The 24,858-nt window shown below is 36.9% G+C and carries 22 protein-coding genes; 10 read left to right on the top strand and 12 right to left on the bottom strand.

Features of this window, described 5'->3' with window-relative positions; genetic code table 11:
• Positions 1 to 14 precede the first annotated feature (14 nt).
• Genes IGI49_RS14140 through rsmG form a run of 4 tightly spaced genes read right to left on the bottom strand, consistent with a single transcriptional unit; the run spans position 15 to position 2,583 of the window.
• On the bottom strand, positions 15 to 200 hold the full coding sequence (locus IGI49_RS14140; RefSeq protein ID WP_207705331.1) for a DUF951 domain-containing protein: 186 nt from the start codon (positions 198 to 200) through the stop codon (positions 15 to 17).
• Positions 201 to 210: 10 nt separating this feature from the next.
• Positions 211 to 1,101, bottom strand: a complete 891-nt coding sequence (locus IGI49_RS14135; RefSeq protein ID WP_207705330.1) for a ParB/RepB/Spo0J family partition protein — start codon at positions 1,099 to 1,101, stop codon at positions 211 to 213.
• On the bottom strand, positions 1,088 to 1,855 hold the full coding sequence (locus IGI49_RS14130) for a ParA family protein (protein WP_207705329.1): 768 nt from the start codon (positions 1,853 to 1,855) through the stop codon (positions 1,088 to 1,090). Before IGI49_RS14130 ends, IGI49_RS14135 begins: the two co-directional genes overlap by 14 nt.
• An 11-nt stretch (positions 1,856 to 1,866) precedes the next feature.
• Positions 1,867 to 2,583: a 16S rRNA (guanine(527)-N(7))-methyltransferase RsmG gene (rsmG, locus tag IGI49_RS14125; protein ID WP_207705328.1), complete on the bottom strand. Its 717-nt coding sequence runs from the start codon at positions 2,581 to 2,583 to the stop codon at positions 1,867 to 1,869.
• A gap of 255 nt (positions 2,584 to 2,838) precedes the next feature.
• Between rsmG and IGI49_RS14120 the strand changes: the two genes are divergently transcribed.
• Entirely contained in the window at positions 2,839 to 3,717 is an 879-nt protein-coding gene (locus IGI49_RS14120) for a shikimate dehydrogenase (RefSeq protein WP_429962217.1), read from the top strand.
• A gap of 1,308 nt (positions 3,718 to 5,025) precedes the next feature.
• On the opposite strand, the gene IGI49_RS14115 is transcribed toward IGI49_RS14120, so the two are convergent.
• The 8 genes from IGI49_RS14115 to rpmH all read right to left on the bottom strand — a co-directional run bounded on the left by IGI49_RS14115 (position 5,026) and on the right by rpmH (position 14,332).
• Positions 5,026 to 5,253, bottom strand: a complete 228-nt coding sequence (locus tag IGI49_RS14115; protein WP_429962216.1) for a hypothetical protein — start codon at positions 5,251 to 5,253, stop codon at positions 5,026 to 5,028.
• Positions 5,254 to 5,610: 357 nt separating this feature from the next.
• Positions 5,611 to 6,819, bottom strand: coding sequence for an MFS transporter (locus IGI49_RS14110; RefSeq protein WP_429964923.1), 1,209 nt, complete (start codon positions 6,817 to 6,819; stop codon positions 5,611 to 5,613).
• A 1,515-nt stretch (positions 6,820 to 8,334) separates the two neighbouring features.
• On the bottom strand, positions 8,335 to 10,227 hold the full coding sequence (mnmG, locus tag IGI49_RS14105; protein WP_429962215.1) for a tRNA uridine-5-carboxymethylaminomethyl(34) synthesis enzyme MnmG: 1,893 nt from the start codon (positions 10,225 to 10,227) through the stop codon (positions 8,335 to 8,337).
• Positions 10,228 to 10,238: 11 nt separating this feature from the next.
• Complete coding sequence (gene mnmE / locus IGI49_RS14100) at positions 10,239 to 11,633, bottom strand: tRNA uridine-5-carboxymethylaminomethyl(34) synthesis GTPase MnmE (RefSeq protein ID WP_429962214.1); 1,395 nt, start codon at positions 11,631 to 11,633, stop codon at positions 10,239 to 10,241.
• A 335-nt stretch (positions 11,634 to 11,968) separates the two neighbouring features.
• The gene (jag, locus tag IGI49_RS14095) at positions 11,969 to 12,700 is read right to left on the bottom strand and encodes an RNA-binding cell elongation regulator Jag/EloR (protein WP_207702401.1); all 732 of its coding nucleotides are present in this window, start codon (positions 12,698 to 12,700) and stop codon (positions 11,969 to 11,971) included.
• A 63-nt stretch (positions 12,701 to 12,763) separates the two neighbouring features.
• Positions 12,764 to 13,588, bottom strand: a complete 825-nt coding sequence (locus IGI49_RS14090; RefSeq protein ID WP_207702400.1) for a membrane protein insertase YidC — start codon at positions 13,586 to 13,588, stop codon at positions 12,764 to 12,766.
• Positions 13,585 to 13,944: a ribonuclease P protein component gene (rnpA, locus tag IGI49_RS14085; RefSeq protein WP_207702399.1), complete on the bottom strand. Its 360-nt coding sequence runs from the start codon at positions 13,942 to 13,944 to the stop codon at positions 13,585 to 13,587. Before rnpA ends, IGI49_RS14090 begins: the two co-directional genes overlap by 4 nt.
• Before the next feature lie 253 nt (positions 13,945 to 14,197).
• Positions 14,198 to 14,332 (bottom strand): 50S ribosomal protein L34, encoded by a 135-nt coding sequence (gene rpmH, locus IGI49_RS14080; RefSeq protein WP_002293121.1) that lies wholly within the window; start codon positions 14,330 to 14,332, stop codon positions 14,198 to 14,200.
• Positions 14,333 to 14,851: 519 nt separating this feature from the next.
• Between rpmH and dnaA the strand changes: the two genes are divergently transcribed.
• The 9 genes from dnaA (at position 14,852) to rpsR (ending at position 24,787) form a co-directional block, all read left to right on the top strand.
• Positions 14,852 to 16,159 carry a chromosomal replication initiator protein DnaA gene (gene dnaA / locus IGI49_RS14075; RefSeq protein ID WP_429964922.1) on the top strand — a complete coding sequence of 436 codons (1,308 nt, stop codon included), beginning with the start codon at positions 14,852 to 14,854 and terminating at the stop codon, positions 16,157 to 16,159.
• A gap of 164 nt (positions 16,160 to 16,323) precedes the next feature.
• A complete protein-coding gene (gene dnaN, locus IGI49_RS14070; RefSeq protein ID WP_429962213.1) occupies positions 16,324 to 17,454 on the top strand; it encodes a DNA polymerase III subunit beta in 1,131 nt (376 codons plus the stop codon).
• A gap of 221 nt (positions 17,455 to 17,675) precedes the next feature.
• On the top strand, positions 17,676 to 17,918 hold the full coding sequence (gene yaaA, locus IGI49_RS14065) for a S4 domain-containing protein YaaA (protein WP_207702396.1): 243 nt from the start codon (positions 17,676 to 17,678) through the stop codon (positions 17,916 to 17,918).
• Positions 17,905 to 19,023, top strand: a complete 1,119-nt coding sequence (recF, locus tag IGI49_RS14060; protein ID WP_429962212.1) for a DNA replication/repair protein RecF — start codon at positions 17,905 to 17,907, stop codon at positions 19,021 to 19,023. Before yaaA ends, recF begins: the two co-directional genes overlap by 14 nt.
• Entirely contained in the window at positions 19,024 to 20,973 is a 1,950-nt protein-coding gene (gene gyrB / locus IGI49_RS14055; protein WP_429962211.1) for a DNA topoisomerase (ATP-hydrolyzing) subunit B, read from the top strand. It abuts the gene before it with no gap.
• 14 nt (positions 20,974 to 20,987) lie between these two features.
• Positions 20,988 to 23,480 (top strand): DNA gyrase subunit A, encoded by a 2,493-nt coding sequence (gene gyrA / locus IGI49_RS14050; RefSeq protein WP_429962210.1) that lies wholly within the window; start codon positions 20,988 to 20,990, stop codon positions 23,478 to 23,480.
• A 195-nt stretch (positions 23,481 to 23,675) separates the two neighbouring features.
• On the top strand, positions 23,676 to 23,975 hold the full coding sequence (rpsF, locus tag IGI49_RS14045; RefSeq protein ID WP_429962209.1) for a 30S ribosomal protein S6: 300 nt from the start codon (positions 23,676 to 23,678) through the stop codon (positions 23,973 to 23,975).
• 43 nt (positions 23,976 to 24,018) lie between these two features.
• Positions 24,019 to 24,528: a single-stranded DNA-binding protein gene (gene ssb, locus IGI49_RS14040; RefSeq protein WP_207702392.1), complete on the top strand. Its 510-nt coding sequence runs from the start codon at positions 24,019 to 24,021 to the stop codon at positions 24,526 to 24,528.
• A gap of 22 nt (positions 24,529 to 24,550) precedes the next feature.
• Positions 24,551 to 24,787, top strand: coding sequence for a 30S ribosomal protein S18 (rpsR, locus tag IGI49_RS14035; RefSeq protein ID WP_429962208.1), 237 nt, complete (start codon positions 24,551 to 24,553; stop codon positions 24,785 to 24,787).
• The last annotated feature ends 71 nt before the right edge of the window (positions 24,788 to 24,858 follow it).

The following is a 24,858-nucleotide window of genomic DNA, read 5'->3' as shown; positions in this document are numbered from 1 at the left end:
GTATTGCTTTATTTCTAGCTTACTTTCTTTTCAAGTATTTTTTTCATTTTTTTCTCAAAATCACGACGAGTCATCATCACAACGTGACCACAATTAACACATTTAATTTTAATATCTGCTCCCATGCGCACAATTTCCCAACGATTAGTTTGGCAAGCATGCGGCTTTTTCATTTCAACAATATCACCTAAATCATACATAGTATTCCTCCTATGCTTCATCAAAATGAATACTTAAAATGTCTAAGATTCGTGTCAAATCATCCGGTGACAAGTACTCAATTTCAATTTTTCCCTTGCCATCCTTTTCAACGATTTCAACACTAGTTCCGAATTTATCCATTAAGCGATCTTCACTTTCTCTTAGATAATACGGTTTTTCCTTGGACAAACGAGGGCCCTTTTTCTTCTCTTTTGTTTTGCCCTCATTGTATTCTGTTACTATTTGTTCTAGTTGACGAACAGTTAAACTTTCTTTCACTGCACGATTAGCCAATTTCAATATTTGATCTTTTTTCTTTAATCCTAGAAGAGTTCTAGCTTGTCCCATTGAAAGGCGCTCATCCTGAACCATCTCTTTTACTAGTTTTGGCAGCGTCAATAAACGTAGATAATTGGCGATATAAGGACGACTCTTTCCTAATCGCACAGCAACATCTGCTTGTGTCAATTTTAAGTTCTTCATCAGCATATCGTAGGCTTCTGCTTCTTCTAAAGGATTCAGATCTTCACGTTGCAAATTTTCCAATACGGCAATTTGCATCATGGCCTCTTCATCAAATTCACGAACAATGGCTGGAATGTTTTCTTTACCTGCTAATTTTGAAGCACGAAAACGGCGTTCACCTGCAATTAATTCATAACCCTTTACTGCTGATTTTCTAACAATAATTGGTTGGAATACACCAGACTGCTCAATCGAATTAGCTAACTCCTGCAGTGATGTCTCATCAAATGACTTCCGCGGTTGATAAGGATTTGGACGTAATTCGCTGAGGGGAATTTCGATAATTTGATCATTTTTCATGTCAACCTCTTCAATTTCTGATAGGTCTTGAAATAACGCATCAATCCCTCGACCTAAACCTTTATTTTTGCTCACGATCTAACACTTCCTTTGCTAGCGTCTGATACACTTCCGCACCTTTTGAACGTGGGTCATAGTCAATAATCGGTTTGCCATGACTTGGTGCTTCAGACAACCGAACATTACGTGGGATAATCGTATCGTAAACTTTCTCTTGGAAATAGCGGCGAACCTCTTCCACTACCTCCGCACCTAAGTTAGTTCGAGCATCATACATGGTTAACAATACACCTTCAATCTCAAGTTCCGGATTAAAGTGTTTTTGAACAAGCCGAACTGTATTTAATAGTTGACTTAGTCCCTCTAATGCATAGTACTCACACTGAACTGGGATCAAAATTGCATCACTGGCTGTAAAAGCATTGATAGTTAAATGACCCAGCGACGGTGGACAGTCAATTAAGATAAAATCATAATCATCACTAACGTCTTTAAGTGCTCCTTTTAAGCGAGACTCTCTTGCCATCATGGAGGTCAATTCAATTTCTGCCCCAGCTAGTTGAAGAGTTGCCGGAACAATAGACAAGTTTTCTCTTTCAGTTTGGATGATTGTTTCCTTAATTGGAACTTCATTAACTAAGACATCGTAAATATCTTCTTTCACGTCTGGCTTTCTAATTCCCAGCCCGCTGGTTGCGTTACCTTGCGCATCGCTATCAATTAAAAGGACTTTTTTTCCAATGAAGGCTAAACAAGCTCCTAAATTAACAGTAGTAGTAGTCTTGCCGACACCGCCTTTTTGATTTGCGACAGAAATAATGCGTGCCATGTACTTTCCTCCTATTTCAATGGTTGCTTATTAGGCATTCCCGGTTTTCGCGGATACTTCTTGGGTGTTTCCTTTTTCTTTTGTATAGTCAAAATATAACGACTACCCCCATCTTTAGGCAAAGAAACATCTTGTTCATAAACTAATTTTCCACCTAAAACAGCAATTGCTTTTTTCGCTTCCTCAAGCTCTTCCTCGCTTTTGGCTGCTTTTAACGCAAAAAAATATCCCTGTTTTTTAACTAAAGGAAGACAAAGTTCAGCCAAGACATTTAGGCGTGCTACAGCACGAGCAGTGACAAAATCAAAAGATTCCCTCAACATCTCTTTTTGAGCAAATGTTTCCGCACGATCATGATATAAAAAAACATCCTCTAATCCAAGTTTCTCTACTAATTCGGTAAGGAAAGTGATTCTTTTATTTAAGGAATCTACGATAGTAACTTGCAATTGCGGACAAACAATTTTCAAAGGAATGCTTGGAAAACCCGCACCTGCTCCCACATCACATAATGATCCGTCAGCTTGAAATTCTTCAGAAAAAAGTAAAGTCAAAGAATCGTAAAAATGTTTTAAATACACTTCTTCTTTTTCCGTAATTGCTGTCAAATTCATTTTTTGATTCCACTCAACAAGGAGTCTATAATAAGCGGAAAATTGCTCCATTTGTGCACTGTTTACTTCCAGGCCATGTTTAGCTAATTCTGCTTGAAATTCTTCTGGCTTCATAGAAAATCCTCTCATATTGTGAAACAGATAAAATGTTTCACAGACTAACCTCTACTTTAACGCAAAATCCCTTTTGATGCAATGCCTTAGCTACGTTTCACAGATTGAATAAAGAAAGTTTTAACCACAAAACAACTAAGCTAGACTTATATAAAAATTCTTTATCTAACTTATCAAAATAAAGCATTAGTACTAATGTGTTCCCTACCGTAAAATGACTATGTAACTAAATATAAAGAAGTGAGGGTACTATTTATGACTGAACGATTAACCGGACACACATTATTGATTGGTTTAATGGCCTATCCAATTCGTCACAGCATGTCTCCTACAATGCATAATGAAGCATTTGCTAAACTAGGTCTTGACTATGCTTACTTAGCTTTTGAGGTTGAAAACGAGCAGCTAAAAGATGCTGTTCAAGGTATCCGTGCTTTAGGTTTGCGTGGTTCGAATGTCTCCATGCCTAACAAACAAGAAATTATCCAATATCTAGATGAAGTTTCTCCCGAAGCCCAACTAATTGGTGCAGTAAATACTGTAACTAATAAAGACGCCAAAGGGTACTTAGTAGGATATAATACTGATGGTATTGGTGCAATGGAAGCCTTGAAAGATGAAGACGTCGAAGTGAAAGATGCTATCATCACTTTGACAGGTGCTGGGGGAGCCGGAACTGCAGTAGCTGTCCAAGCCGCTTTTGAAGGAGCTAAAGAAGTTCGCATCTTCAATGTGAACGATGGTGTTTTTGAGAACGCTAAAGAAACAGCAAAGAAAATTAATGAACACACTCAATGTATTGCAACTGCAACTGACTTGGTCGATCAAGATGCATTCAAAAAGTCTATTGCCGAAAGCTCTATTTACATTGATGCAACTGGCGCCGGAATGAAACCGTTAGAGGACGTTAGCCTAATTGAAGATCCAACAATGATCAGACCAGATTTAGTAATTTTTGATGTGGTATACTCTCCAAGAGAAACAAAATTATTGAAATTTGCTAAAGAACATGGTGCTAAAAAAGCAATTAATGGTTTAGGAATGATGCTTTATCAAGGAGCTGCAGCCTTCAAATTGTTTACAGATGAAGATATGCCTGTCGCTTATATTAAAAACTTACTTTTTAATGAATAAATAACTCTAATTAGCTTTAAGTGCACAGGAATGATGATTCTTGTGTACTTTTTTATCTTTCGCAAAATAAAAATTTCCAACTTTTTTTGCATAAATATACATAATTATTTTAATGGTCAACCCCCTGTTGTATAACAAATCTTTCGAATTGAGTTTGCCATATCAAAGTTACATAATTTTATACTTACACTCTTTTTATTCCCCTAAAAAATTTCACGATATTATCAATCAAGTACCGACAAAAGACAATTAATATAGTAGTCTCTACTTTTTTATACAAAAAAAGCCTGTCTAGCGTTATTTTGTATAAGCAAATGTTTCACATGAAACACTTTCTAATCTATATTGTTTAATACAAAATTACTAAACAGAGAACTACAGTTCAATTTTGCGAATAATAAGGCATGTGGTATATTGTTGATTTTTACTACAAGATGCTTTTCTATTAAAAACGATAAATTTCCACATATCACAGGTACAAGGAAGAGTAATTAATTAAGTAAATTGGAATTTTAAAATACAAACACTCACTACAACTTTACTACTTGAATAGCTAACAGATAATCTTCATTCCTCATGAACCCGTTCGAAGATACCCGCAAATACCGATATATAATACTTTTTTACATATTTTAATCAATCATCGTCATCCTTTCTAAAGTTAGTCCAGAAGCACCTTTGAAAAACCGGTTTTAAAATAACTCCAAACATGCATTAACATGCATTTAAATAACATTAAAACACAATATTTTCTTTGTGCTAAACTACTGAAAAATTATTGCGATTTAAGTGTTTAATAAGGCCTTCACATAAAAATCAATAGTTTTTAATTAATACTCTCGTACCAATAATTCAAACGCGCAGTTCATAATGTTAATCTTTAGTCAACTCAAGCTTTTTGATTTGAAATAATGATTAGATTAAAATTCAACTAAACTTTTTCGCTTTTTACACAATTTTTGTTTAGTGATCCTATTTTCTTTCTAATTCAACAGAAGTCTTACTATTTCTTATAATAACAAAAGATTTTAGCCTCTGTAATATATAAAATTCAAAAGAAGAATTCCTGCACAAATAACTGCTAGCAAACTCAAGCTTTAGTAACAAATGAAAGAAAAAGGTATTGTGTAAAAAAAAAATTAAGCACAGCAATTTGCTGTTACCTGAATATTCGTACCAGTAAAACTTTATCTTTTTTTTAAAATTCATTTTTAATGTTTCATGTGAAACAATTGAAGGTTTAGATAAAAGTTTAAATAACGCACTAGTTAGTGTTAAAGAACAAAAAAGTTTTGAATCACTCTCGTTTTATTCAATGATTTTTTTTATTTTGAATGCATTAGTCGTTTCTTTTGATTCTTCTTGATCGGACAAATCAAATAATATATGTTCACCCTTGACAGGGTCTTCTACAATTACTAATTTACCTGCTGACTTACGCTGATCTTTTACAATTTGGGCCTCTTTAATCAGCTCTTTAGGATCTTTTTTAGCTGCTATTGCATTTCCTAAATTAAAAAAAACAGTCTCTTCCATACACTATTCCTCCTCTGTATACTTAACATTATCAAAATATCAGCTACCTTTTTACTTAATATTCATCTTCCTTAACAAAATAGTGTCCGCTCAATATATCTATTATAACCTTTTAATTTGTGCTGATGCCAATTCAAGTCTTACCAGTAAAAGATTTATTTTGATCACTTAAATTTACAGAATAGGCATCCTTATTGTTCTCAAAAAAACTTAAGAATCAATCTTAGGCTTTTATACAAAAATAGAAAAGCTAGAAACTTCGATAAAAGATTTCTAGCTTTAGATTTTAGCTGCCCTTACAGACCTCTCCATTTGAAAAAATCTCTTACAATAGAAAATCATGCATTAAAAATCTTCTTAATCAGAACCATCGAGCATACTTTCTCCTTGTAACTGTTTATCGTAATTTTTTGCTGGAACAATGAGCCAATTTATAATGGCACACAAGATAATACCGAGTCCTGCAATGACAAATACATTTTCTACACCAATGCGATCTGCTATTGGGCCTGTGAAAATTAAACCCAATGATGCTAATAAACTCAATAAAGCCATCACTACACCCATGATTCTTCCAATCTGATTGACTGGAAAGCTCTGCTGGATCATAGCCATTAATAAGGAATCAAAAAATGGAGCAGCTATACCTGTAAAAGCACTCAAAATCATAAACCAAACCAATCCCGATTGATTTGACGGCAACAGACCACCAGCTGCGAACGTGATACCAATCACTAGATAAGAAATTAGTAAAGGCTTCATTCGATCCTTCCAGTTTCCAAACACGCCAATAATTGATCCGCCCACCAACATGCCAACTGAATAAATCATTTGAACCAATCCTGCGTTGCTGACCGTCCCATCAAAATAGCCCATGGTCATTAAAGGATACATGCTGGCTGCTGGCATAATGAAAATGGAAGACAAAGCGCCAATCAGCACAATGATCCATAAGCCATTTTTACTTCGAAGGTCTTTGATCCCTTGTTTCGTCTCTTCAAGCGCAAGCGTATTCCCAGAATGCTCCGAGGTCTTCGGTATTTTTACAAAAATCAATAACAGCAGACCTAATAATGCACCTAAAACGTCCAAAAGTAACAATAGATGCAATGGCATGAGCGCAAAAAGAAACGCCCCAATTCCTGGAGCAATGATTCGATTGGCGGATTGAACCATGCCTAATTGCCCATTCACTTTTGTCAATTCTTTTCTTGGCGCAAGGGTTGGTAGAATGGCTAGAATCGTCGGTGTTTGAAACGTTTGAGTTACCGCTCGGACAAATAGAGAGATAAAAATCAGCCAAAATGGGAATGTTCCTGTAACGATTCCTGTAACAGATAGAATAATCGCAAATAAAGCCGCAATTAAATCCGGAATAATCAACAGTCCCTTTTTATTCAAGCGATCCACATAGGGGCCTACGAAAGGACTCAAGACAATCATAGGCAGCATACCTAATAATGTCGCAAAGCTTAGCATCGTTGCAGACCTGGTTTGTTCAGTTAGATACCAGATGATTGCATACTGAACGGTCATACTCGTGATACCCGTTAAAAATTGACTCATTAAAAATAAATGAATATTTAAGAGCCATTGACGCTTCGTGTTACTTTTTTTCAAGGTGAAACCCTCCTAAAATTAAAAATCGGATTCGCCTTCACGCAAGTGTTATCAACGGTTCGATTGAAACCGTTAGTTATGGATGTCTAAAAGAGAGTAGTCAAATAAAGCACACAAAAAGCTAGGATCTCTCCTAGCCCTCAATGGTATTATTCAACTGACACTCGATATAAGCAAGTTCATATGAATGATGATTGAGAATGTAAGAATATCTATAGACACGCCAAATAAACGCTTGCTTATCGGCTATTAAATTCATCTAGTTAGACATTGTTACGCTCAAAAATACAACCCCGTTCATCTAATAAACTTTGCTCAACTCTTAAATTCTTCTCAGTAAATATACTATATTTTCTTTATTAATGTCAAGGTGCGTTATTTAGACTCTCAACTTTCTATGATTTTTAAAGTTTCTCACCGATTTTTACTAGTATTCAACCAAACTTCTCTTTGAATATTTTAGTTATTTATTGAATCCCGTAATTTACTAAGAAAGAGAACGTATCCTCGCATTATTCTCACTCTTTCTAATTTAAAGCACATCATTTACTTTGAATTGAAACCTTTCATATTTTATAACAAATAATACCCTCAGAATTTGATACATAAAACTCTTCAATCGCATATTTCATTTTCAAATAAAAATAGATTTTCAATGTCGTTCCTTAACTAAAAGAAATATCCGTCATTCCATTAGCTTTCAGAAGGTATGACTTGCGATAAAAAATAAACAGAGAAAAAAACTAGAAACCTCGATAAAAGGCTTCTAGCTTTAGATTTTATTTTTATCCAATAGACCTTTTTATATACAACGATGTTATTTAATAGATCCAAGTAGGTATTTTTATCAAGCTATTTCAATCTTTATGCGGTTATAAAATCCAGATAAACGCACATAACTCCACCTAACATCACTGACCATCAACGCCAATATCCATGTCCTCTAATTGTCCTATCTTATAGTATTTTATGTGCCAATACTATCAAACTATTATGAACTCAAACAAAAAATGTAGTGATCTTGTCCAAAAAACATTGAAAATTGTATTCTTCATGAAAAGCTACGTTTAGGCATCCGAGATAAAAATTTTAGTAAAAGTATAGTCTTTGTAATGCTGTTTTGAAAAGTGAAACCCAATACTTGTATAAATCATATGCTAACAACGTGAGGAAGAAAGTAGCAAATCACTTTTCAGACATGAAGATTATCAAAGTACATGACTTTAGAAAAACGAATACATCGCTTCTTCTTGAAAGTGGTGCTACTATCAAAGACATATCTCAATGACTTGACCACGAGCCCACAAAAATAACGACCAACATCTACATTATAGTAACTCAGACCAAGCAAGATGAAATGTCCGCTAATCTTGCTAAATATATGGTTTTTTAAAACGTATGGCATTCAATCACTTTTGAGTGTTTCACATGGAACACAGGAATAGCTTGGTATCAAGTTATTCAGGCTTTTACTTTAGCTATTTTCCCTTGTTCAATGTAGACCATTAATATACTAATATCTGCGGGATTTACGCCACTTATTCGACTAGCTTGTGCTATTGTTCTAGGTTGAATTTTTTTCAATTTTTGACGAGCTTCTGTTGCTAGACCATTAATTGCTTCATAATCAATTCGGTCAGGAATTTTTTTGGCTTCCAGACGTTTTAACTTTTCTACCTTTTCCATTGCTTTTTTAATATAACCTTCGTATTTAATTTGAATTTCTACCTGCTCAACTTCTTTAGCAGTTAATCCATCGTTAGAAGGTATAAATTGCAGAACTTCATGATAAGTGATTTCTGGACGTTTCAAAAAATCAGCTGCTAGAACACCATCTTTTAATTCAGCACTACTCTTTCCGCGTAAAAAGCTTTGAACCTCTGGTGTTGGTTTAATACGAATCTTTTGCAAACGACTAATTTCTTTTTCAACATTTGCTTTTTTGACTAAATATCGTTGGTGTTGCTCCTCATTAACCAGTCCAAATTTATATCCAAATTCTGTTAAACGAAGGTCAGCATTATCATGCCGCAATATCAAACGATATTCTGCTCTTGATGTTAATAAACGGTAAGGTTCGTTCGTACCTTTGGTTACTAGATCATCGATCATTACGCCAATATACCCATCACTACGCTTCATGATAAATGGTTCTTTGCTTTGGATTTTTAAAGCTGCGTTAATTCCTGCAATCAATCCTTGTCCAGCAGCTTCCTCATAGCCGCTGGTACCATTAGTTTGTCCAGCAGTATAAAGGTTTGCAACAACTTTTGTTTCTAATGTTGGTCGCAATTGATGAGGTGCAACCATGTCGTATTCAATTGCATAACCTGTACGCATCATTTCAGCCTGTTCCAGGCCTTCAATTGAATGCAAGACATCATTTTGTACATCTTCAGGTAATGAAGTTGAAAGTCCTTGCACGTATACTTCTTCTGTATGCAATCCTTCTGGCTCTAAAAATAATTGGTGACGGTTTTTATCAGAAAAACGAACAATTTTATCCTCGATAGAAGGGCAATATCGAGCACCTACCCCTTCCACTATTCCTGTAAACATTGGTGCTCGATAAAGATTTGCTTGAATAATTTCATGACTTTTAGGATTAGTATAAGTTAACCAACAAGGTACTTGATCTTGGTTATATGATTCATCTGGCGTTTCATAACTAAAATGATTAGGCGCTTCGTCTCCTGGTTGTATTTCAGTTTTAGTGTAGTCAATGGAACCTGATTTCACCCGAGGAGGTGTCCCTGTTTTGAAACGATGAATTTCAAAACCTAATTCCTTTAAACTATCCGCTAGCTTAATTGACGGTTGTGAATTATTGGGTCCAGAAGAATATTTCAATTCACCAATAATAATTTCACCTCGCAGGGCTGTTCCAGCTGTAATAATGACTGCTTTAGCAGAATGTATTGCACCAGTGGCTGTCACTATTCCTTTACAAATTCCATCCTCCACTACTAAGCGATCAACCACACCTTGTTTCAGAGTTAAATTTTTTTCTTTTTCAATAGTATGTTTCATTTCTTCAGCATATGCATGTTTGTCTGCTTGAGCTCTTAAAGCACGCACTGCTGGACCTTTGCCAGTATTTAGCATGCGCATTTGAATGTATGTTTTATCAATGTTTTTACCCATTTCTCCGCCTAATGCATCAATTTCACGGACAACAACTCCTTTAGCAGGACCTCCAATAGATGGATTACAAGGCATAAAAGCTACCATTTCCAAATTAATTGTAATTAACAGAGTTTTTGATCCCATACGAGAAGCAGCTAATGCTGCTTCCGAGCCAGCATGACCAGCTCCTACTACTATTACATCATAAGCTTCTGCTTGATATTCCATATCTCTCTCCTTTATTTTCCTAAACAGAATTGACTAAACAATTGAGTAATTAACTCATCTTGAACACTATCTCCGACAATCTCACCTAAATAGTCCCAACAACGCGTCATATCAATTTGAATAAGATCGACGGGCATACCAGCCTCAATTCCACTTTGAACCTCTTTAAGAGCCTGTGAGGCGTTCTCCAGCAGTGCAATGTGCCGAGTATTAGAGACATATGTTGCGTCTTTCTCACCAGTTTTTCCACCAAAAAACAAGGCAGCAATTGCTTCTTCTAATTGATCCAAACCATCTTGCTTTAAAACAGATATTGCCAATAATTCATCTTCTTCAGTTAGCCGTTTTAATTCATCACGCTCCAATTTAGAAGGAATATCTGTTTTGTTCAACAATATAATCCGTTTTAAATCTTGAGTAGTCTCCAGCAGCTTGTAATCTTCTGATGTCAGATACTCACCTTGGTTTAATACCAGCAAGATCAAGTCTGCTTCGCTTAACGCTTTACGGCTTCGCTCCACTCCAATACGTTCAACAATATCTTCTGTTTCACGAATCCCCGCTGTATCAACTAATTTAAGCGGTACACCACGGACATTGACATATTCTTCGATCACATCCCTGGTAGTTCCTGCAACGTCGGTAACAATTGCTTTTTCCTCATGCAACAAGTAATTCAATAAACTTGATTTGCCCACATTTGGACGTCCAATGATCGCCGTGCTTAATCCTTCTCGTAATATTTTTCCTTGTTTAGCATTAAGCAGTAATGCATCAAGTTGCTGACCTACTTGAGCCGCTTTTTCTACTAATAATCGCGCAGTCAATTCTTCAACATCATCATATTCAGGATAATCTATATTTACTTCAACCTGAGCTAAGGTTTCAAGGATTTCTTGACGCAATTGACGAATTAATCTAGATAAATTACCATCTAATTGATTAATAGCAACATTCATCGCCCTATCTGTTTTTGCACGGATCAAGTCCATGACTGCCTCAGCTTGAGATAAGTCTACTCTTCCATTTAGAAATGCGCGTTTGGTAAATTCTCCTGGTTCCGCCAAACGAGCTCCTTCACGCAGCATTAACTGCAGCAATTCATTAACTACCACAATACCTCCATGACAGTTAATTTCTACAACGTCTTCTCTAGTGAAAGTTTTTGGGGCTCGCATAACACTAACCATAACTTCATCAATCAGTTGTTGATTATTCGGGTCCACAATATGTCCATAGTGGAGAGTATGACTAGCTACTTTCTTCAGTGTCTTTTTACCACTCTGAAATACTTTATCGGCAATCTCCACTGCTTGATCGCCACTTAAACGAACAATGCTGATAGCCCCTTCCCCAGGAGGGGTAGAAATAGCTGCAATTGTGTCAAATTCCAAGATCTCTGCCACAAAAAATCCTCCTTAAATACACAAAAAAAGTGCCCACTCCACCCCTTTATATAGGGGTGGACTTAGCACTTTGACTGCTGTCTCTTTATACTTGTGCTAGATTAGCACATTTTATTTTCTTTTTCAAGTTGAAAAAACCCCCGCCACGACGAGGGTCATATCAAAGTAGACACAATTCTGTCGTATACCTTGATAAGAATGATTTCTACCACAATATACTTGCTTTCCAGTTCTTTGTCAATCAGTTCTGAAGGATTTAAATGAGAAACTGTTGAAATCATCTCTTTTAAGTCACAAAAAAACCGTATCACAGGGACACGGTTATCTATTATTTATTAAAAGTATTTTTTTGCAGGTTCTACCACCAGATAGCGATAAGGCTCTTCACCTTCAGAATGTGTCTTGATGTACTCATCATAACTTAATGCTGAGTGGATCATCTTGCGTTCAAAAGCCGGCATTGGTTCTAAAAATACTGGTCGTCCCGTTTCTTTGACTTTTTCTGCAGTACGTTTAGCTAATCTAACAAGTACTTCTTCACGTTTTTGGCGGTAATTGCCTACATTAACTACCACTGATAGTTTATTTTTTGCTACTCGATGAACAAATACCTGTGCTAAATACTGCAAAGCATTTAATATTTTTCCATGTTTACCAATTAACATCCCTTGCTTATCTGTTTCCAAGTTTAAAATCATTAAGCCATTGTCTCCACGATCAACCTTGACTAAAGCAGGAACCCCCATTTCTTTAGTTACCTCAGTTAAGTAAACAGCTAATTGTTTTAAAGCTTCCTCATTATCTAATTCCGTTAGAGTATCAGATAAATCGACTTCAGCAATTTTTTCTCTCACTACTGTTTCTGTCACAACTTCTTCTACAGCTTCGCTGATTTCTTCAGAAACAGTTGGTTCAATAGAAACTTGCGCATTCTTTTTACCAATTCCTAAAAAACCTTTTTTTCCTTCACCCAAGATGTTGATCTCTACTTCATCTTTTGTTAACCCTAGAACATCTAATCCATGCTTGATTGCTTCGTCAATCGTTGCACCTTCATAAACAGGCATTCACCATTACCTCCTTGTTCTATTTCTTGGCCATGTATCAAACTATTTTCTGATATAAAGGCTCTATTTCTTACGTTTTTTCTTCTTAGGATTCTTTGCCCTTTCCAATGCTCGCTCACGCTGACGAATCCGTTGTGCTTCTTCTGCTCTTTCCTGACGAATTTTAAACGGGTTGTTTAAAAGTAGTGTCTGTACCGTTTGGAAAGCATTTGATACCACCCAATAAAGTGATAATCCACTAGCCAAATTCATTCCCATAACAAAAATCATTACTGGCATGAAGAAATTCATAATTTTAGTCGTCGGATTCGATTCCAGTTGACTCATACTTGACAAGTACGTACTAGCAAAAGTAAAAATAGCCGCTAAAATAGGCAAAATAAAGTATGGATCTGGACGGCTCAAATCTAACCACATAAACTGCCCTTGTCTTAGTGCTGGGATACGCAAGATTGATTGATATAAGGCAATCATTACTGGCATCTGAACTAACAGCGGTAGACACCCTGCATAAGGATTTACATTGTGTTCAGCGTACAGTTTTTTTGTTTCTGCTTGAAGTTTGGCTTGTGTCTCTTGATCACGAGATGCGTATTTTTGTTGAAGCGCTTTGATTTTTGGTTGCAAATCTTGCGTTTTACGCATGCTTTTAGTCTGGAAGTGCATCAATGGCATTAAGATAACCCGAATAATCAGAGTAAATAATATAATACCAATCCCGACATTGCCAAAGGATAACCCCTTAATCGCCTCACCAAAATAATAGATAATGTAACGACTCCAAATGCCGGTACTCGTTGAATCTACGTCACCGGTACCACAGGCAGATAGCAAAACTACCAGCGAAAGTAATCCTGCCATTAAAAGTATTCGATTGTATTTCTTCACTTAATTCTGTTCCCTTCCTCATTCAATATTTTTGCTAACTTTAGTACGTGTATCAAATTAGAGCGCACTTCTTCATAGGAAAGACTTTTTATTGCTGGGCGAGCAATGACTATAAAATCAAGTCTAGGATCAATTGTTGGCGATAATTCTTGCAGAACTGCTCGAATAAGCCGCTTTACACGATTCCTGTTCACAGCATTCCCTACTTTTTTACCTACAGAAAGTCCCACTCTAAAATGGGTTTGATCAGAAGGTTCTAATCGATAAACTACAAATTTGCGATTGGCAAAGGAAGTTCCCTCCTGAAAAACTCTTTGAAATTCTTTCTCTTTTTTTACACGGTATGCTTTTTTCATTCAGCTTCCTTCGTTTCTTTAAATCTATACTTATCAATAATACCATACTTCAAATTAAGGATTCACCTCATTTAAATGAAAAAAGAAAAATAGATCCTTTTGCATAAAAAAAGCTCCACGAACAAGTTCGGCTTTTTCGCTTAAGATCGATAAAGCTAGTTCGTGAAGCTAGACATCTTTAAACTTACTATGTATTTAGAAGTTTATTCGGCCATTTTCATTAAAAAGAAAAAACCACTGGACCGGCAGTGGTTTAAGCAGAAAGTACTTTTCTTCCTTTACGGCGACGGCTAGCTAAAACACGGCGGCCATTTTTTGTGCTCATACGTTTGCGGAAACCATGAACTTTCTGACGTTTACGTTTATTAGGTTGATAAGTTCTTTTCATCTATTCCACCTCCATTACCAACGATACATAGACATACTTTAGTAGTATAACGACTTACATAGTAGTTTGTCAATCAGAAAAAAATAAAAAAATATTTAGTTTATCCACATTTTTTGGGGATAAGTTCTCATTGGTTGGGGATAATTTTTTCTCAAAAATATACCCTCCAGTTTTTTCTCGAATTTTTCCCCAGAATATTAAATGATGAATAAGTTTTCCACACGGTGGATAAGTGTTGTGCATAACTCCTTTAAACTTTATAAAATCAGCCTTTGTTTTCTATTCATTTTGTGGAAATACTCGTGGATAATTTTGAAATCTTTGCCTTATCCACATTCCTGTGGATATTTTTTTTCAACAAAGAGGATATCTTTTCTATTAGTTATACACGTTGTGGAAAATGAGAAGAAAAAAACGCCACAGTTTTTGCCTGTGGAAAACTTTCGTAAAAAATGATAAAGTAAGACTATCTGAATTTTATTAAAGTAGGAGGCGAATTATTTGACCTCATTAGAAGATATCTGGCAGGAATTAAAAGATAGCTACAAGAAAGAATTAAATCCTGCTAGCTACGATGCTTGGGTCGACACTGCCAAGCCTTTGTCTTTTAACAACAATCAAATAACCATTGAAGTCACCAGTGATTTGCATAAAAAGTACTGGGAAAAACATTTAGCTGCAAGAATTGTTGAAATCGGCTTTAAATTAACAGGGGATGAGATTATGCCGGCATTTGTCACTCCAGACGAAGCTCCGGTCTTTATACCTGTGACAAAACCGGCCACACCCGCAGTTGAAGTAACAAAAAAGGCCATGCTCAATCCTAAATATACCTTTGACACCTTCGTAATTGGTAAAGGAAACCAGATGGCTCATGCCGCTGCACTTGTAGTTGCTGAAGAACCAGGATCTATTTATAATCCTTTGTTCTTCTATGGAGGGGTTGGATTAGGAAAAACTCATTTGATGCATGCGATTGGTCATCAAATGCTCTCCATTAATCCACAGGCAAAGGTTAAGTATGTCTCAAGCGAAACCTTCGCTAATGATTTCATTAACTCAATCAAAAACAAAATTTCTGAAGAATTTCGGCAAGAATATCGAAATGTTGATTTGTTGCTAGTTGATGACATTCAGTTTTTTGCGGAAAAAGAAGCTACTCAAGAGGAATTCTTTCATACCTTTGAGAATTTATACAATGATAATAAACAAATCGTTTTAACTAGCGATCGTTTACCGAATGAGATACCAAAACTCCAAGAACGTTTGGTGTCGCGTTTTGCTTGGGGATTGTCAGTTGACATTACTCCACCAGACCTCGAAACACGAACAGCCATTTTACGGAAAAAGGCACAAGCAGAAAATCTTGAGATTCCTGATGATACGTTGAGCTATATTGCAGGACAAATTGATTCGAATATTCGTGAGTTAGAAGGGGCACTTGTTCGCGTACAAGCTTTTGCGACCATGAATAATGCAGATATAACTACAAGCATAGCAGCTGACGCACTGAAAAGCTTAAAAGGTACTGGCAACACGCAGTTGTCCATCACGCAAATCCAAGAAGAAGTTGCTAAATACTACCATATTCAAGTAAAAGATCTAAAAGGAAAAAAACGAGTAAAAGCCATTGTTGTACCTCGACAAATAGCTATGTATCTTTCGCGAGAAATGACCGATAGTTCGCTACCTAAAATTGGTGCAGAATTTGGCGGGAAAGATCATACGACTGTCATCCATGCTCATGAAAAAATTGCTCAATTAATAAAAAATGATACCAGTATTCAGCAAGAAGTAGCTGAAATCAAAAATTTGTTATTGAACTAGTCTGTGGAAAAACCTTGTAAAAAAAGAGAGAGTTTTCCACACCTTTTCCACAAGCAAGAAAGCCAGAAATAAAAGCTTTTCGTCTGTTTTCCACAAGATCCACAGCACCTACTACTTTTATTACTTAGTACTATAAATAAATATATATAAAAAGGAGTTTCCTTATGAAATTTACAATTAATCGCTCACGCTTTATACAAGAACTAGCAACTGTCCAAAGAGCCATTTCTACCAAAACAACTATTCCTATTTTAACTGGTGTAAAAATTGTTTTAACTGATGAAGGTTTGAACTTAACAGGGAGCAATGCAGATATCTCTATTGAAACCTTTTTAGCAGCCGATGATGAAAAAGCTCAGATTCAGATTGAATCGACGGGAATGATTGTTTTACAAGCGCGTTTCTTCAGTGAAATTATCCGTCGTTTACCTGAAAATACATTTACTTTAGAAGTGTTGGACAACTACCAGGTATCTATTACTTCTGGAGCAGCTGAATTTACGGTCAACGGATTGGATGCAGATAATTATCCACATTTGCCGATTGTGGAAGAACAAAATCAATTAAAATTACCTGTCCACATGTTAACAAAATTAATTGGCGAAACGGTCTTTGCTGTTTCTCAACATGAAAGCCGTCCGATTTTAACCGGTGTTCATTTCATGTTAGCTAATAATCAATTATTATCTGTTGCAACAGACTCGCATCGAATGAGTCAAAGAATTGTACCTGTTGAAAATGCAACTAGTGATTTTGATATCGTTATTCCTGGTAAAAGTTTAGTCGAACTTTCACGCTCATTAACGGACGAGGAAGCAGAAGTGGAAATTAGTATTATGGAAAATCAAGTACTTTTCAAAACGCCGACTATGTATTTTTACTCTCGTTTGTTAGAAGGAAACTATCCGGATACTAACCGTTTAATTCCGACCAGTTTTAATACAGAAATTACTTTTTCAGTTCCAACGCTATTAGCTGCTATCGAACGAGCATCTTTATTGTCACACGAAGGAAGAAATAATATTGTTCGTTTAGCGATTGAATCTGATTCTGTAATTCTCTATGGGAATTCACCAGAGATTGGTAAGGTAGAAGAAGAGCTTGCTTATGAGAAGGTAACAGGAGATCCATTAGAAATATCCTTCAATCCTGATTATATGAAAGACGCGTTGCGAGCGTTTGGTGACATGAGTATGACTATTCGGTTTATTTCACCAATTCGACCATTTACTTTAGAACCAAGTGAAGGCGAAGTATCATTTATTCAATTAATTACTCCTGTACGTACAAACTAAATTGAAAAGTTTCATAATTCTTTTTGAAAAATTTAGAAAGAACTAAAATGAGTGTAAAAGGTCTTAAAATCGATTTTAAGACCTTTTTTTCTTTTTGGACTAAAACTTTAAAATTAGAACAAAGCTTCTTAAAACGGAAAATACAACGAGTTCATTTGTTTTCTGACTAAAAAAAGAGTATAATATAGTAGTGTCTCTGAAATGAAAATGAGGGATGAAATGTGAAACAACAAATAGTTTTAAAAACTGAGTATATGACGCTCGGCCAGTTACTTAAAGAGATAAACTTAATCTCTAGTGGTGGGCAAGCTAAATGGTATTTAGCGGAGCAAACTGTATTCGTAGATGGTGAACCGGAGAATCGCCGTGGACGGAAACTCTATCCAGGCATGATGGTCGAGATACCTGAGATGGGTACTTTTTTTATGGCTAAAAATGGGAATACTGAAGATGAAATTGAATAAGCTTCAGCTAAAAAATTATCGGAATTATCAAGAGTTATTTTTGGAATTTCCTAATAGTCTAAATGTTTTTTTAGGCGAAAATGCACAGGGAAAGACCAATTTGTTAGAGAGTATCTATGTACTAGCCTTAACAAGGAGTCACCGTACCAACACCGAAAACGAGTTGATTGGCTGGCACGAAGAGTTTGCACAGATAAAAGGTCGTATATCTAAGGGAACTAGTGAGACAGAATTAGAGCTGTTGCTAACAAAAAAAGGTAGGAAATCAAAAGTCAATCACATTGAACAGAAACGATTAAGCAGCTACATAGGCCAACTGAATGTCATCTTATTTGCACCTGAAGACCTTTCACTAGTGAAGGGAAGTCCCCAACAAAGACGCCGTTTTATCGATATGGAATTAGGTCAGATTAGTCCGCTCTATCTTTATGACTTAGCACAATATCAAAAGACGTTGAAACAGCGAAATCTCTATCTTAAACAATTAGCCGAAAAGAAACAGAAGGATGAAATATATCTTGATGTACTGACTGAACAGTTGGTTGAATTTGGAAGCAAGGTGTTAACTAATCGTTTGCAATTTATTAAACGATTGGAACGTTGGTCGAATGAATTGCATACGCGAATAACTAATCAAAGAGAACATTTAGAGATTGAGTATGTAAGCAGCTTCTTACTTGAAAGTGGGCAATCAGACGACATCCAAAAGATATTTTACGGTGAATTGCAGAGAAACCGCAAGCGAGAAATTTTTAGAGGGACAACCTTAATTGGTCCTCATCGAGATGACTTGCGCTTTTTAGTTAACGGACAGAATGTTCAGACTTATGGTTCACAAGGACAACAGCGGACAACTGCTTTAAGTGTTAAATTAGCAGAGATAGACTTAATGAAAGAAGAAACGGGAGAATATCCTTTGTTGCTTTTGGATGATGTGATGAGCGAATTGGATGATAATCGTCAAATACACTTATTAGAAACGATTGAAGACAAGGTTCAAACTTTTTTGACAACCACCACCTTAGAACACGTAAAAGGAAAGATGACGGTACATCCGGATATCTTTTATGTCCAGCAAGGACAGATAGAAAGGAAAGAAACCTAAATGACAGAAGAAGAAAAGAGTTTACGAGAACGAGCTCAGGAATATGATGCTAGTCAAATTCAAGTACTCGAAGGTTTAGAAGCCGTTCGTAAACGTCCTGGGATGTACATTGGTTCCACAAGTACAGAAGGATTGCATCACTTAGTTTGGGAAATTGTTGATAATTCAATCGACGAAGCATTAGCTGGATTTGCTACTAGCATTTGTGTAATGGTTGAAAAGGACAATAGTATCACTGTTAGTGATGATGGACGAGGAATCCCGGTAGATATTCAAGCTAAAACAGGACGTCCAGCTCTCGAAACCGTGTATACAGTTTTGCATGCCGGAGGAAAATTTGGCGGCGGCGGGTACAAGGTTTCTGGTGGTCTGCATGGTGTAGGGGCTTCGGTGGTTAATGCCTTGTCCAGCAGTTTGGATGTACGAGTTTTCAAGAATGGTAAAATTTATTACCAAGAATATCGTCGTGGTGCTGTAGTGGATGATTTAAAAATTATCGGCGACACAGAAAAGCATGGAACGACTGTTCACTTTGTACCAGATACAGAAATCTTTACAGAAGATACGGAATTTAATTTTGAAAAATTGGCAACAAGAGTACGCGAGTTGGCGTTTCTAAATCGTGGATTAAAAATTTCAATTGAAGATTTGCGTCCAGAAAAGCCAATTTTAAGAGAATATTTTTACGAAGGCGGAATCAAGAGCTACGTTGAGCACTTGAATGCCAACAAAGCTGTTTTATTTGAAGAACCAGTTTTTGTTGAAGGAGAACAGCAAGATATTACTGTAGAAGTTGCTATGCAGTATACCGATGGCTACCACACGAATATCTTGAGTTTTGCGAACAATATTCACACGTACGAAGGCGGAACGCATGAATTTGGGTTCAAAACAGCTTTGACCCGTGTAATTAATGACTATGCTCGGAAACAAAAAATTATGAAAGATAACGATGAAAATCTTTCTGGTGAAGATGTTCGTGAAGGATTAACGGCAGTTATTTCAATCAAGCACCCAGAACCGCAGTTTGAAGGACAAACCAAGACAAAATTAGGAAACTCAGAGGTACGTACGGTAACAGATCGTTTATTCTCAGAAAGTCTATCAAAGTTCTTAATGGAGAATCCATCCGTAGGCCGTCAAATTGTTGAAAAGGGAATGCTGGCTGCTAAAGCAAGATTGGCTGCTAAACGCGCTCGAGAGGTAACACGTCGAAAAGGTGCGCTAGAGATCAGCAATCTTCCAGGTAAATTAGCCGATTGTTCTAGTAATGATCCAGAACGCTGTGAATTATTCATCGTTGAGGGGGATTCTGCTGGAGGATCTGCAAAACAAGGGCGAAGCCGAGAGTTCCAAGCAATTTTACCAATCCGTGGGAAAATCCTAAATGTCGAAAAAGCTTCGATGGATAAGATCCTAGCCAATGAAGAGATCCGTTCGTTATTTACAGCAATGGGGACAGGATTTGGTGCTGATTTTGATGTATCGAAAGCCCGCTATCACAAGTTAGTTATTATGACTGATGCCGATGTCGATGGTGCTCACATTCGTACGTTATTGTTAACTCTGTTCTATCGTTACATGCGTCCAATTGTTGAAGCAGGTTATGTGTATATTGCTCAACCACCGTTATACGGAATTAAGCAAGGTAAGAACATTACGTATATTCAACCAGGAAAAAATGCTGAGGAAGAGCTGCAGCTAAAATTATCTGAACTTCCTGCTTCGCCAAAAGCGAATATTCAACGTTACAAAGGGTTAGGTGAAATGGATGATCATCAATTGTGGGAAACAACAATGGATCCAGATAATCGTTTAATGTTGCGGGTTAGTGTAGATGATGCAATTGAAGCAGACCAAGTATTTGAAATGCTTATGGGTGATCGTGTAGAACCACGTCGAGCATTTATTGAAGAAAACGCTCATTACGTTAAGAACTTAGATATTTAGTGAGGAGGATCGATTTGGAAGATAGAAGAGAAAATATCCATGATGTCAATCTGACCAGTGAAATGCGAGAATCCTTCATCGACTACGCCATGAGTGTTATTGTGGCTCGGGCTTTGCCGGACGTTCGTGATGGCTTAAAACCTGTTCACCGAAGAATTTTATATGGAATGAATGAACTGGGGGTAACTCCAGATAAACCTCATAAAAAATCCGCTCGTATTGTAGGGGATGTGATGGGTAAATATCATCCTCATGGTGATAGTGCGATTTATGAATCAATGGTTCGGATGGCACAACCTTTCAGCTATCGTAATATGCTGGTAGATGGTCACGGGAACTTTGGTTCGGTCGATGGTGACGGTGCCGCGGCAATGCGGTATACAGAAGCAAGACTTAGCAAAATTGCTATGGAAATGCTACGGGATATTAATAAGGATACAGTAGATTATCACGGAAACTATGATGATAGTGAACAAGAACCAGATGTTTTGCCTGCTCGTTTCCCTAATTTACTTGTTAACGGTGCTACTGGTATCGCAGTTGGTATGGCGACTAATATTCCTCCACACAATTTAAGAGAAGTAATCGAGGCAATTGGCTTATTGATGGATAATCCTGATGTAACTACTCAAGAATTGATGGAAGCTATTCCTGGACCTGACTTCCCAACCGGTGGTTTAGTTATGGGTAAATCGGGTATCCGTCGAGCATATGAAACTGGAAAAGGTTCGATTACGGTTCGAGCTAAGATCGAAATTGAAGAGCAAAAAAATGGAAAAGAACGCATCATTGTGACTGAGTTGCCATACATGGTTAACAAAGCTAAATTAATTGAGCGTATTTCCGAACTTCACCGTGATAAGCGAATTGAAGGAATTACTGATTTACGAGACGAAACTTCTCGGGAAGGCATGCGGGTAGTTATCGAGGTCCGTCGTGATGTTAGTGCGTCAGTTATTTTGAATAACTTATACAAATTGACTTCATTGCAAACGTCTTTTAGTTTCAACATGCTGGCAATAGAAAATGGTGTCCCACGTATTCTGAATTTGAAACAAATTTTAGAAAACTATGTGGCGCATCAAAAAATTGTCATTACCAGACGAACTAAATTCGAGAAACGTAAAGCAGAAGCTCGTGCGCACATTTTGGAAGGTTTACGGATAGCTTTAGATCACATTGATGAAATCATTGCGATCATCCGAGGATCAGAATCCGATGAGATAGCCAAGAGCACGTTAATCGAGCGTTTTGAATTATCCGATCGACAAGCACAAGCAATCTTAGACATGCGTCTACGTCGTCTGACAGGCTTAGAGCGAGAGAAAATTGAAAATGAATACCAAGAGCTTCTAAAATTTATAGAGGACTTAGATGACATCCTAGCACGTCCTGAGCGAGTGATAGAAATCATTCGAACTGAATTAGAAGAAGTATCTTCTAAATTCGGTGATCCTCGTAGAACAGAACTACTGGTAGGTGAGGTGTTAAGCCTAGAAGATGAAGATCTAATTGAAGAAGAGGATATTGTTATCACTTTAACGAATAACGGCTATATTAAGCGAGTGGTCTCTAGCGAATTTAGAGCACAACGTCGTGGTGGTCGGGGCGTTCAAGGAATGGGAATTCACGATGATGATTTCGTTAAAAATCTGATTTCATGTTCGACGCACGATACATTGCTATTCTTTACTAACACAGGAAGAGTTTATCGTGCTAAAGGTTACGAAATTCCAGAATACGGTCGAACAGCTAAGGGAATTCCGATTATTAATCTGCTGGGCATTGATTCTAGTGAAACAATCCAAGCAGTCATTGCGGTTACTGGAGAAGCATCGGATGGACAATTTTTATTCTTCGTTACGAAGAATGGAATTGTTAAGCGAACAACTGTTACAGCTTTCTCTAATATTCGCAGTAATGGTTTAATTGCTATTGGTCTGAAGGAAAATGACGAGTTAGTTAATGTTCTATTCACAGAAGGCGAGGAAACAATTATTTTGGGAACTCACAATGGCTATTCAGTTACTTTTGCTGAAAAAGCTGTTCGTGACATGGGCCGTACAGCTAGCGGAGTACGAGGTGTACGTTTGCGAGAAGACGACTATGTCATTGGATCCGCTGTGTTGAAAGAAGATCAAGAAGTTCTAGTAATTACTGAAAAAGGCTACGGTAAACGAACTAAAGCAGCGGACTATCCTGTGAAAGGCCGAGGCGGTAAGGGTATTAAGACGGCTAATATCACTAATAAAAATGGTCAGCTTGCTGGTCTTGCTACGGTTAATGGTGATGAAGATATCCTGTTGATTACTGACAAAGGTGTCATTATTCGATTTAACGTGGCAAGTGTCTCTCAAACAGGCCGGGCAACTTTAGGTGTCCGCTTAATGAAGATGGAAGATAATACTAAGGTTGTTACTATGGCAGTTGTTGAAAATGAAGCTGAAGAAGCTGAGGACGAAACAGTTGATGTTGTAGAAACAAATACCGAAGAAACAAATGAATAAATTTCGAAAGACTGAGAATTTTCTCAGTCTTTTTACGTACTTTATGGTAAGTAACAAAGAGATTAAAAGAAACAATTGATTTTTGCTGGACGATTATGTATAATGATTATTTGTGAGTAGTCTATATTTTTTAGATCGCTCTCCTTGCTCTTAGCAAACTAAGAGCCTTATAGTCCATAGGGAGGTGAAAAATCAATGGAAAATACGAAGTATGAAATCACATACATCATTCGTCCCAACATTGATGAAGAAGCAAAATCTGCTTTAGTAGAACGTTTCGATACAATTTTGAAAGATAATGGTGCAGAAATTATCGATTCAAAAGATTGGGAAAAACGCCGTTTCGCATATGAAATGAACGGATTCCGTGAAGGTGTCTACCATATCGTCAATGCAACTGCTCCAGCATCAGCCGGTGCAATCAACGAATTTGATCGTCTAGCAAAAATCAACGACGATATCGTTCGTCACATGATCGTAAAGATTGAGGAGTAATTGTTTCACGTGAAACAATTGACGAGAAAGGAGCTGGCTTTACTTGATTAACAATGTTGTATTAGTTGGTCGCTTAACAAAAGATCCAGATTTACGTTATACTGCAAGTGGTACTGCAGTTGCTACTTTTACTTTGGCGGTGAATCGTAATTTTACCAATCAAAGTGGAAATCGCGAAGCAGATTTTATCAATTGTGTTATTTGGCGTAAATCAGCAGAAACACTAGCAAACTATGCTCGCAAAGGAACTCTATTAGGTGTTACTGGACGTATCCAGACACGTAATTATGAAAACCAGCAAGGGCAAAGAGTATACGTTACTGAAGTAGTTGCGGATAATTTCCAACTGCTTGAATCACGTAATGCAAGTGAACAGCGTCAACAAAGTCCTAACTTTGAGGGCGGTGGAGCGCAAGGATCCAATAATAGCTTTGACAACAACTTTGAACAATCTTCTCCGTCAGCTAAAAACACGATGCCTGACTTCGATCGTGATTCGGATCCATTTAGTGGATCTTCGATCGACATTTCAGATGATGATTTACCATTCTAACAATTGATAGGAGGGAAACGGAATGGCACAACAAAGAAGAGGTCGTAAACGTCGCAAAGTAGATTACATTGCAGCAAACCATATTGAATATATTGATTATAAAGATATCGAATTACTGAAACGCTTCATCAGTGAACGTGGTAAAATTTTACCTCGTCGTGTAACAGGTACAAGCGCTAAAAACCAACGCAAAATCACTGTAGCAGTTAAACGCGCACGTATCATGGGATTATTACCATTTGTTTCAGAAGAATCATAATTTAAAGACTTCCTTTGGGAGTCTTTTTTTGTTTCACGTGAAACATTCAGGAATTCGCTTGCTGGCAGTGA

The sequence above is a fragment of the Enterococcus sp. AZ071 genome (assembly GCF_050499065.1).
In the GTDB taxonomy this organism is placed as follows: domain Bacteria; phylum Bacillota; class Bacilli; order Lactobacillales; family Enterococcaceae; genus Enterococcus_A; species Enterococcus_A ferrettii.
Note: the sequence above shows the minus strand (reverse complement) of the source record. Positions and strands in the feature narration are given on the sequence as shown.

Coding starts and splice junctions, on each gene's coding strand:
- IGI49_RS14115 (WP_429962216.1), bottom strand. CDS start 5,253: ATGGAAGAGACTGTTTTTTTTAATTTAGGAAATGCAATAGCAGCTAAA.
- rpsF (WP_429962209.1), top strand. CDS start 23,676: ATGGAAAATACGAAGTATGAAATCACATACATCATTCGTCCCAACATT.
- IGI49_RS14130 (WP_207705329.1), bottom strand. CDS start 1,855: ATGGCACGCATTATTTCTGTCGCAAATCAAAAAGGCGGTGTCGGCAAG.
- rpmH (WP_002293121.1), bottom strand. CDS start 14,332: ATGAAAAGAACTTATCAACCTAATAAACGTAAACGTCAGAAAGTTCAT.
- IGI49_RS14140 (WP_207705331.1), bottom strand. CDS start 200: ATGTATGATTTAGGTGATATTGTTGAAATGAAAAAGCCGCATGCTTGC.
- IGI49_RS14120 (WP_429962217.1), top strand. CDS start 2,839: ATGACTGAACGATTAACCGGACACACATTATTGATTGGTTTAATGGCC.
- recF (WP_429962212.1), top strand. CDS start 17,905: ATGAAATTGAATAAGCTTCAGCTAAAAAATTATCGGAATTATCAAGAG.
- jag (WP_207702401.1), bottom strand. CDS start 12,700: ATGCCTGTTTATGAAGGTGCAACGATTGACGAAGCAATCAAGCATGGA.
- rsmG (WP_207705328.1), bottom strand. CDS start 2,583: ATGAAGCCAGAAGAATTTCAAGCAGAATTAGCTAAACATGGCCTGGAA.
- rnpA (WP_207702399.1), bottom strand. CDS start 13,944: ATGAAAAAAGCATACCGTGTAAAAAAAGAGAAAGAATTTCAAAGAGTT.
- mnmG (WP_429962215.1), bottom strand. CDS start 10,227: ATGGAATATCAAGCAGAAGCTTATGATGTAATAGTAGTAGGAGCTGGT.
- IGI49_RS14110 (WP_429964923.1), bottom strand. CDS start 6,819: ATGAGTCAATTTTTAACGGGTATCACGAGTATGACCGTTCAGTATGCA.
- gyrB (WP_429962211.1), top strand. CDS start 19,024: ATGACAGAAGAAGAAAAGAGTTTACGAGAACGAGCTCAGGAATATGAT.
- dnaN (WP_429962213.1), top strand. CDS start 16,324: ATGAAATTTACAATTAATCGCTCACGCTTTATACAAGAACTAGCAACT.
- rpsR (WP_429962208.1), top strand. CDS start 24,551: ATGGCACAACAAAGAAGAGGTCGTAAACGTCGCAAAGTAGATTACATT.